The sequence below is a fragment of the Oscillibacter sp. CU971 genome (assembly GCF_905219725.1).
Lineage (GTDB): Bacteria > Bacillota > Clostridia > Oscillospirales > Oscillospiraceae > Oscillibacter.
The window spans coordinates 1-7,953 of sequence record NZ_CAJMXG010000135.1 but is presented as its reverse complement, the minus strand read 5'-3'; the positions used below and the strand labels follow the sequence as shown (position 1 = coordinate 7,953).

Sequence of the window (7,953 nt, the reverse complement as noted above, 5' to 3'; positions counted from 1 at the left end):
CATCAAATCTCCACTCCTTCCATGGCGACGCGCAGCTTCCTCAGCCCCGCGTACAGGCGGCTTTTCACCGTGCTGATGTTCTGCCCGGTGACCTCGCCGATTTCCTTCAGGGTCATCTCCTCATAAAACCGCAGCTTGATAACGGTCCCCACCTCCGCCGGCAGGGCGTTCACCCGCCGGGCCAATGTGTCGTCGGCGGGCTCCGGGTCCTCCTGGCCCAGCTCCGGTCCCTCCTCCGGGAAGGGGACCACCCGGCCCCGCCGCCGCAGGATATCCGTACAGGCGTTCATCAAAATGCAGGTAAACCAGGTCTTCACGGCCCCGGGGTCCCGGAGGCCGTCCTGGCGCTCCAAAGCCCGGCAGACGGCGGTTTGGACCGCGTCCAGGGCGTCCTCCCGGTCGTGGAGGACGCTGTAGGCCAGCCGGTAGGACCGGGCCTGGTTCTCAATGAGGAACGAGGTTAAGGTTTCTTCCTTCGTCACATCGATGCTCCTTTCTGAAAGGGTTCCCGCCGCCCTGTCCGGCGCCTGAACTTTGGCGGCGTCTGTAGTATAGACGGAAAAGGTGGGCGGAAAGTTTGAGGGGGGACGAAATTATTTTGCCGCCAGCGGAAAACGCGGAAGGGCCCGCCTTTCCGGCGGGCCCTCTGCTCACTCTGTATAGGCCCGGACCGCATCCCGCAGGAACGCGGCGCAGCCGGGGACCTCCTTGTCGTAATAGGCGGCGAAGCGCTCGTCCGCCGTATACAGCTCCGCCACACCCCGGTGGGCCTGGGGGGTGTACTTGGCCCAGGTGCAGCACAGCCAACGGCGGTGGAGCTGCGCAATGCGCCGCCCCTCCGGGCCCGCCGGGGCCTCCCCCGCCCGGACGGCGGCGGCCAGGGCGGAGAGAATTTCCGCCTCCAGGGCCTTCCACCGGCCGTGCTCCTCCTCCGTCATGGAGAGGAGCCTGGCGTTGGACTCCTCCACGGCCTCCGGGCCGTACTGTTCCCGGATTTCCTTTCCGTATTGCTCCTCGTTGGCCTCCACGGCCCGGCGCTTGAACGCCTCGAATTTTTCCTTGTCGGACATTTGGGTTCCTCCTTTTGCCTCGTCGATGGTTTTCTCTACCGTCAGGATCAGGGCGTCCAGCCTCCGCCGCCGGGCCTCCAGCTCCGCCAGGTGGCTCTGCAGCGCCGCCAGACGGTCAAAGCCCGGCGCGTCCAGGATTTCCCGGACGGCCTCCAGCTCCAGCCCCAGCTCCTTGTAAAAGAGAATGGCCTGGAGACGGTTCACCTCCTCGGGGCCATAGAGGCGGTAGCCCGCTTCCGTGGTCCGCCGGGGCTTGAGCAAGCCCTTTTGGTCGTACCAGCGCAGGGTCCGGGGCGTCACCCCGGCCAGCTCCGCCAGGGCTTTTACGGTGTATTCCATAGCGGTATCCCTCCTGACAAACCGCAGTATAAGGGCTGACGTTACGGCAAGGTCAAGGGAAATCTGAAAATTTCCCGAAAAAATTTTTGTTGCCTTCCCGGCGAAGGTCCGATACTATAGAAGATAACCACTTCATCAACCAAGGAGGGCCCTGCCATGGACCGTTTTTCCATCCTCGTGGGCGATATCACAGCATCCGACGCCCAGGCCATTGTCAACGCCGCCAACACCACCCTGCTGGGGGGCAGCGGCGTGGACGGGGCCATTCACCGCTCCGCCGGGCGGTCGCTTCTGGCGGAGTGCCGGACCCTGGGGGGCTGCGAAACCGGGCAGGCCAAGCTGACCAGGGGCTATAACCTCCCCGCGGAATACGTGCTCCACACCCCCGGCCCCATCTGGCGGGGCGGGACTTACGGGGAGGCGGCGCTGCTGGCCTCCTGTTACCGCTCCTGTTTGGAGCTGGCGGAGGAGCAGGGCATTGAAACCGTGGATTTCCCCTCCATCTCCACCGGGGTCTACGGCTACCCCATGGCCCAGGCCGCCGCCGTGGCCCTGAAAGCCATCATGGATTTCCTCCGGGAGCATGAGCTCCCCCGCCGGGTGCGCATGGTGTGCCATACGGAGGCGGCGGCGGAGATTTACCGGCAGACCTATAATATGTGGTACGCCGGGGAGAAGGCGGAGCGGCTGCTTTCCCCGGAGGGCGGCAATGCGTAACATTTGCATTTTTATCATATACCCGGCGGCGGGGAAACGCAACCGGGCCTCAAAAAATAAACTTCCCCAAATCGAAGAAAAGGCTTGCAATTTAAAAACCGGCGTGCTATACTGACAGTTGCTGTTATGGTGAAAGCTATGCGGCGAAGTTCGTTTTAGAAAGGGGTGAACAGAGCAATGAAGGAAGGAATCCATCCCAATTATCAGCAGACTACGATTACATGCGCCTGCGGTAATGTGATTGAGACAGGTTCTACCAAGAAGGATAGCAAGGTGGAAGTCTGCTCTAAGTGTCACCCCTTCTTCACCGGCAAGCAGAAGCTGGTGGACACCGGCGGCCGGGTCGCGAAGTTCAACAAGAGGTTCGGCCTGGACAAGTGAGTCCGACACAATCACTGCTAAAAGAGCGCGCCGTAGTCCGGCGCGCTCTTTTTCGCGTTTTGCCCGGCAGAGCCCGGAGCGGCTGAGGAGGAAGCATGAAAGAACTGGACCCGAACCAAACCGGCCGGGCGGAGGCCTTCCAGCTTTGGATGCGGGCCCCCATGCCCATGGTGACGCTGGTGAAAACCCTGGACGTCACCCGTCCGGCGCGCCCTATGATTTGAACGGCGATTACATGGTCATCGNGACCTCCGCCCTGCCCCAAACGGAGATTGACGGGGCGGTGAACATCTACGCCGGATGCTGCAACAACCCCTTCCTGGTCTGGGGGAAATACCGGAAGAAGCTGTGGCGGGCGTCCCTGCCCATCTCCTTCCAGTTCCACCACACCCAGCTGGACGGCGGCCACGCCGCCCGGTTTTTGGAGAACCTCCAGGAGGAAATCCGGGCCTTGAACCCGTGACAAATCCAAATTTCCCGTTGCGTTTTTTGGAGAAACGCATATACTGGAAGCAGTGAACTTAGAAAGGAGTCCTCCGCCATGCGCTTACATCTCACCGATTCCCAAGCCGCCGTCCGGGAGCTTCTCCCGGCCCTGGGGGCGGAAAACGCCCTGCTCACCGCCGGAACGGCGGACCGCTGCAACACCATGACCATCGGCTGGTGCCAGGCGGGACGGCTGTGGGGTCTGCAAACCTGCACGGTCTACGTGCGGCCGGAGCGGTACACCTATCAGTTTATGGAGGATCAGGCGTATTTCACCGTCTCCGTCCTCCCCAAGGACATGAAAAACGCCATGGCCCTCTGCGGCACGAAGAGCGGCCGGGACATGGACAAAATCAAGGAGTGCGGCCTGACGGTCCGCGCCGGCGCGGGCGGCGCCCCTTTCTTTGAGGAGGCGGAGCTGGTGCTGGTGTGCCGGACCCTCTACGCCCAGGACCTGGAGCCCGCCTGTGTGCTCCCCGCCGGAGAAGAAAAAATCCTGCCCAGCTACGGGGCCAAGGGCGGCTGGCACCGGGTCTACACCGGCGAGATTGTAGAGGCCTANTCCGTCAAATAACAAGTAAGGAAGTACTATGCAAGAGACAGACAAGATTCGAGACAAGGTGGTCCTGGTGGGCCTGAATTCCCCCGTGCTCAAGCGGGACCAGAACGCCGGCGAGGACACGCTGGAGGAGCTCTCCGCCCTGGTGGAGACCGCCGGCGGGGAGACCGTGGGCATGGTCCTCCAGAACCGGAACTCCCCGGACCCCCGGACCTTCATCGGCGAAGGCAAGTGCGCCGAGGTAAAGCTCTACTGCGAAAACACCGAGGCCACCATGGTCATCTTCGACAACGACCTCTCCCCCTCCCAGCTCCGGGTACTGACGGAGCTGCTGGGGGTCCAGGTGCTGGACCGCTGCGGGCTGATTCTGGACATCTTCGCCCAGCGGGCCCGGACCCGGGAGGGACGGCTCCAGGTGGAGCTGGCCCAGTACCAGTATCTGCTGCCCCGCCTCACAGGCATGTGGACCCACCTGGAGCGCCAGGCGGGCACCAGCGGCAGCGGGCCCATCGGCTCCAAGGGCCCCGGCGAGACTCAGCTGGAAACCGACCGGCGGCACATCCACCGGAAGATTGACAAGCTCCGGGAGGACCTGGAGGACGTGCGCCGGGTACGGAACACCCAGCGCAGCCAGCGGCGGAAAAACGAAATCCCGGTGGTGGCCCTGGTGGGCTATACCAACGCCGGGAAGTCCACACTGCTCAATCAGCTCACCGGGGCGGGCATCCCCGCCAACAACCGGCTGTTCGACACCCTGGACACCACCAGCCGCCTCCTCCACGTCAGCGACACCACCGACGTGGTGCTCAGCGACACCGTGGGCTTTATCCGCAAGCTCCCCCACCAGCTTGTCGAGGCCTTCAAGGCCACCCTGGAGGAGCTGGAATACGCGGATTTGCTGCTCCACGTCATCGACGTGTCCAACCCGGACTGGCAGGGCCAGGCCCGGGTGGTGGAGGACCTGATTTTGGAGCTGGGGGCGGGAGAGCTGCCCCGCATCGACGTGTTCAATAAAGCAGACCTCCTGCCCCCGGGGGAGATCATGCCCCACGGGGAGGACATCTGCGCCATCTCCGCCAAGAGCGGCGCGGGAGTGNACAAGCTGCTGGAAATGATTGCCCGGCGGCTGGACAAGGGGGCCCGGCGGGTGACCATTCACCTGCCCTATGATCAGGGGGGGCTTTTGGATCTCCTCTATAAGGAGGCCAAGGTGGAAAAGGTGGAGTACGGGGCGGCCATCGACGTGACGGCGGTGTGCACGCCCCGGACCCTGGGACGGGTGGAGGCGTTTACGGACGGCTGAGGGCCAGGCCCTCCCCGGTGCGCAGGCCCAGGAGGAAGGCTTGGATGGCCGTGAATTCCAGGGCTCTGTCCAGGTCTTCCATTCCGCCGCCATCCAGCTGGCCTTGCAGGAGCTCTATGCGAAGGGCGTAGTCGCTTTCTTTCGTAAGGGTTTCCAGCTGGGGCTTGATGTAGTTGGCGTGGNGCCNGAGCAGAAAATCGGACANNGTGCACCTCCATATCAAATGACACATCGGTCGTCTTATGCTATTATAGTACGACAGAACGGTCATGTCAAGAGGTCAATTTATGGAAATAGGTAAAAGATTGCGAGATTTGCGTAAGGAACGCAAAGAAACTCAGACTCAAGTGGCGGAGGCGGTTGGTACTGCAATGCGCCATTATCAACGCTTTGAGTTAGGCGAAGCCCTTCCTGGGCTTGAGATTTTCTGCGCCCTGGCGGACCATTTCCAGGTCAACGCCGATTACCTGCTGGGCCGGACCGATGTCCGGGAGATGCTGCCGCCCTCTGGGGAGTCTTGAAGAAATCGGGAAGGTATTCTACCGGAGTCTTGGGGAGAACTGGGGAAATGGCCTGACCAAGGGGTCAGGCCATTCCATCAGGGAGTGCCTAGCTTCCAATAGGAGTTCCCCAGAGACTACCACGGCTTTTGCAGGAGATCTCCTGCAAGAGCTCTCCTATTGATCCCCCTATTTCCCACATAAAACCAGAAATGAGGTGCTGCCCATGTCCGGCTACCGCGTCCCCTTTGCGGATGTAGAGACCGAGTTTACGGAAAAGAGGTCCCGCTTCATCACAAACCTCTGGCGGGTGGAGACCGAGGCGGAGGCCCGGGCAAAAATTGAGGAAATCCGCAAGCGGCACTACGACGCCCGGCACCACTGCTGGTGCTACCTCCTCCGGGAGGGCGGCGCGGTCCGCTACTCCGACGACGGCGAGCCCCAGGGCACCGCGGGCCAGCCCATGCTGAACGTCTTTCAGCGCCAGGAGGTCACCAACGTCTGCTGCGTGGTCACCCGGTACTTCGGCGGCGTGCTGCTGGGGGCCGGGGGCCTGACCCGCGCCTATGGCCGGGGGGCCAGGGACGGCCTGGAGGCGGCAGGCACCGCCTGGGTCAGCCTCTGGACCCTCTGGGACGTGCCCTGCCCCTACCCGCTTTTGGAGCGGCTGAAGCTGGAAATCGCCGCCCAGGAGGGCGTCCTCCGGGACGCGGACTACGGGGCGGAGGTGACCCTCCACGCCGCCTTTTCCCAGGAGGGGGCGGCGGCCTTCGCCCAGCGGCTGACGGAGCTGTCGGCGGGGAAGCTGGAAATGATCCCGGCGGGAGAGGAGTACTTACCAGGGCCGAGGGAATCGCTTTAGACGCGTCCGCCCCGGAAATCCGGGGATACGCCGGGCGAAGCGGCGCCGCCGCAACGACACGAACGCCGGAAGGGCCTTCCCTTCCGGCGTTTGCTTTTTCCATCCTCCCGGCTTGGCGGAACCTCCGTTTTTCAGGGGCGCGGGCTGTTGAGGGACCTCGCGTCCGCCGGGAACGCCAGCGTCTGCGGCAGCGCGGCGGGCAGGGGCGGCAGAACCCGCTGCTCCAAATAGATGGCCTTCAGCCGCCGCCCTACTTGTTCCAGGCTCCGGGACTCCGCCGCGGCCCGCCCGGCGGCGGTGAGGTCCGGGAGGCTGTGGTTCAAAAGGCCGGATACGATCTCTTGAAACGCGCTTTCCGACGGCGCTTTGTATACGTTCTTCCCGTGCTCCAGCCAGCCGTCGTAGACGGGAATGTCCCGCAGAACCGTGGGCACGCCGCAGGCCAGGGCTTCCAGCACCACGATGCCCTCCGTCTCCTCATGGCTGAGGAAGGCAAACACATCCGCCCCCTGGTAGGCCTCCCGCAGCTCCTCCCGGCCCACGAAGCCGGGGAAGATCACGTTCTCCGGGGCGTTCTCCATGTCCCGGACAATCTCCTGGGGGATGAGCTTGGGATTCGTCCAGCCGAACCAGAGGAATTTTGCCTCCGGGACGTTCCGGGCCAGCTCCAAAAACTCGGGCAGGCCCTTCCGGGCGATCATGTGGCCCACGGAAACCACCACCTTTTCCTCCTCCCCCAGCCCGTACCGGGCCCGGAGGGCGGAGCGGGCGGCGGAGTCCGGCTTAAAAAACTCCGTGTCCACGCCGTTGGAAATGCTGTACACCGGCTTTTTCAGACCGTAGCCCTCCAGGAGCTTCCGGGAGTACTCCGTGGGGGTCAGCACCACGTCCCCCAGGCCGTAGCAGAAGGTGATCCAGCGCTTGAACAGGGGCGCCAGGGCGTTGGAGCCTTTGAAGGAGGAACGGAAGTCCTCCATGGTGGAGTGGCCGTACCAAACCACCTTCCGCCGCCGGAGCTTGGCCCCCAGGGCGGCCAGCACNGAGTCCGGCAGGATGGTGTTGACGTGGATGGCGGCGGCGTCCGCCGTCCAGCGGTCCGTGGTGGGCACTCCGGAGCGCCGGAGGCACTCCCGCTGGTGCCGGATGGCCTGTCCCACGCCGCTTTTTCCCACCAGTTTTTCCCCGCCTCCGTAAATGTAGATGCGCATACAGCCTCCTTGCCGCAGTGGGTTGCCTCGCTGTGGCCTCCGCGTTTTTCCGGCCCGCGGTCCGCCTGTTTTCCAAATGGTTTTCCCATTTTGGGCGCAGAAATCCAAGCGGACGGGTTGTCCGCTTTTTTTGGCTCCTGTTGAGTTTGACACGAGAACCGTCTATCTATGACGGCAAATTTTTCAAAAGCCGGGGAAGAGCACCTTCCACAGGGCCACCAGCCCCATGCTGTACAGGGCGATGTTGAAGGGCTTTCCCAGGAGGATGATGGCGGTGTACCGCTTCCAGGTCATGGTGGTGGTGCCCGCCAGGTAGCAGAGGAAGTCGTCCGGGGCGATGGGCAGGAAGATGGACCAGAAGAAGAGCTTGGCAAAGCGGTCCCGCTTCTCGGTCCACGCGTCGTATTTTTCAATGGTCTTCTCGGAGAACAGCAGATACAGCAGGGGCCGCCCGCAGTTCTTCGCCACGGCGAAGGCCAGGAGGGAGCCGATGCAGATGCCCACGTAGTTGTAGGTAAACCCCCAGAT

At 63.1% G+C, this 7,953-nt stretch carries 12 protein-coding genes; 8 read left to right on the top strand and 4 right to left on the bottom strand.

Going from position 1 to position 7,953, the window contains the following annotated elements; translation table 11 throughout:
* Positions 1 to 2: 2 nt before the first annotated feature.
* A complete protein-coding gene (locus JX325_RS10075) occupies positions 3 to 482 on the bottom strand; it encodes an RNA polymerase sigma factor (protein ID WP_204791016.1) in 480 nt (159 codons plus the stop codon).
* Positions 483 to 650: 168 nt separating this feature from the next.
* Positions 651 to 1,409: a MerR family transcriptional regulator gene (locus JX325_RS10070; RefSeq protein ID WP_204791015.1), complete on the bottom strand. Its 759-nt coding sequence runs from the start codon at positions 1,407 to 1,409 to the stop codon at positions 651 to 653.
* Positions 1,410 to 1,565: 156 nt separating this feature from the next.
* Between JX325_RS10070 and JX325_RS10065 the strand changes: the two genes are divergently transcribed.
* From JX325_RS10065 to JX325_RS10035, 8 genes are all read left to right on the top strand, one after another.
* On the top strand, positions 1,566 to 2,126 hold the full coding sequence (locus JX325_RS10065; RefSeq protein ID WP_204791014.1) for an O-acetyl-ADP-ribose deacetylase: 561 nt from the start codon (positions 1,566 to 1,568) through the stop codon (positions 2,124 to 2,126).
* A 177-nt stretch (positions 2,127 to 2,303) separates the two neighbouring features.
* Positions 2,304 to 2,507 carry a 50S ribosomal protein L31 gene (rpmE, locus tag JX325_RS10060; protein ID WP_204791013.1) on the top strand — a complete coding sequence of 68 codons (204 nt, stop codon included), beginning with the start codon at positions 2,304 to 2,306 and terminating at the stop codon, positions 2,505 to 2,507.
* 95 nt (positions 2,508 to 2,602) lie between these two features.
* Positions 2,603 to 2,731, top strand: coding sequence for a hypothetical protein (locus JX325_RS18555; protein ID WP_307819266.1), 129 nt, complete (start codon positions 2,603 to 2,605; stop codon positions 2,729 to 2,731).
* Positions 2,728 to 2,970, top strand: a complete 243-nt coding sequence (locus JX325_RS10055; protein ID WP_307819265.1) for a CatA-like O-acetyltransferase — start codon at positions 2,728 to 2,730, stop codon at positions 2,968 to 2,970. The genes JX325_RS18555 and JX325_RS10055 overlap by 4 nt, the downstream gene beginning before the upstream one ends.
* Positions 2,971 to 3,048: 78 nt before the next feature.
* Positions 3,049 to 3,567 (top strand): flavin reductase family protein, encoded by a 519-nt coding sequence (locus tag JX325_RS10050; protein ID WP_204791012.1) that lies wholly within the window; start codon positions 3,049 to 3,051, stop codon positions 3,565 to 3,567.
* Between the two features lie 16 nt (positions 3,568 to 3,583).
* Positions 3,584 to 4,855 (top strand): GTPase HflX, encoded by a 1,272-nt coding sequence (gene hflX, locus JX325_RS10045; protein WP_204791011.1) that lies wholly within the window; start codon positions 3,584 to 3,586, stop codon positions 4,853 to 4,855.
* Positions 4,856 to 5,142: 287 nt separating this feature from the next.
* Positions 5,143 to 5,376, top strand: coding sequence for a helix-turn-helix domain-containing protein (locus JX325_RS10040; RefSeq protein WP_243414035.1), 234 nt, complete (start codon positions 5,143 to 5,145; stop codon positions 5,374 to 5,376).
* A gap of 205 nt (positions 5,377 to 5,581) precedes the next feature.
* The gene (locus JX325_RS10035) at positions 5,582 to 6,217 is read left to right on the top strand and encodes a YigZ family protein (RefSeq protein ID WP_204791009.1); all 636 of its coding nucleotides are present in this window, start codon (positions 5,582 to 5,584) and stop codon (positions 6,215 to 6,217) included.
* 131 nt (positions 6,218 to 6,348) lie between these two features.
* Here the strand turns inward: JX325_RS10035 and JX325_RS10030 are convergent, their stop codons facing one another.
* Together JX325_RS10030 and JX325_RS10025 are read right to left on the bottom strand one after the other, a co-directional pair.
* Positions 6,349 to 7,425, bottom strand: a complete 1,077-nt coding sequence (locus JX325_RS10030; RefSeq protein WP_204791008.1) for a glycosyltransferase — start codon at positions 7,423 to 7,425, stop codon at positions 6,349 to 6,351.
* A gap of 183 nt (positions 7,426 to 7,608) precedes the next feature.
* Positions 7,609 to 7,953, bottom strand: a 345-nt coding sequence (locus JX325_RS10025; RefSeq protein WP_204791007.1) for a VTT domain-containing protein, incomplete at its 5' end; no start/stop codon positions are given.

Bases quoted from the DNA above. Each gene is read 5' to 3' on its own strand.
- JX325_RS10070 (WP_204791015.1), bottom strand. From the start codon at position 1,409: ATGGAATACACCGTAAAAGCCCTGGCGGAGCTGGCCGGGGTGACGCCC.
- JX325_RS10065 (WP_204791014.1), top strand. From the start codon at position 1,566: ATGGACCGTTTTTCCATCCTCGTGGGCGATATCACAGCATCCGACGCC.
- rpmE (WP_204791013.1), top strand. From the start codon at position 2,304: ATGAAGGAAGGAATCCATCCCAATTATCAGCAGACTACGATTACATGC.
- JX325_RS18555 (WP_307819266.1), top strand. From the start codon at position 2,603: ATGAAAGAACTGGACCCGAACCAAACCGGCCGGGCGGAGGCCTTCCAG.
- JX325_RS10040 (WP_243414035.1), top strand. From the start codon at position 5,143: ATGGAAATAGGTAAAAGATTGCGAGATTTGCGTAAGGAACGCAAAGAA.
- JX325_RS10035 (WP_204791009.1), top strand. From the start codon at position 5,582: ATGTCCGGCTACCGCGTCCCCTTTGCGGATGTAGAGACCGAGTTTACG.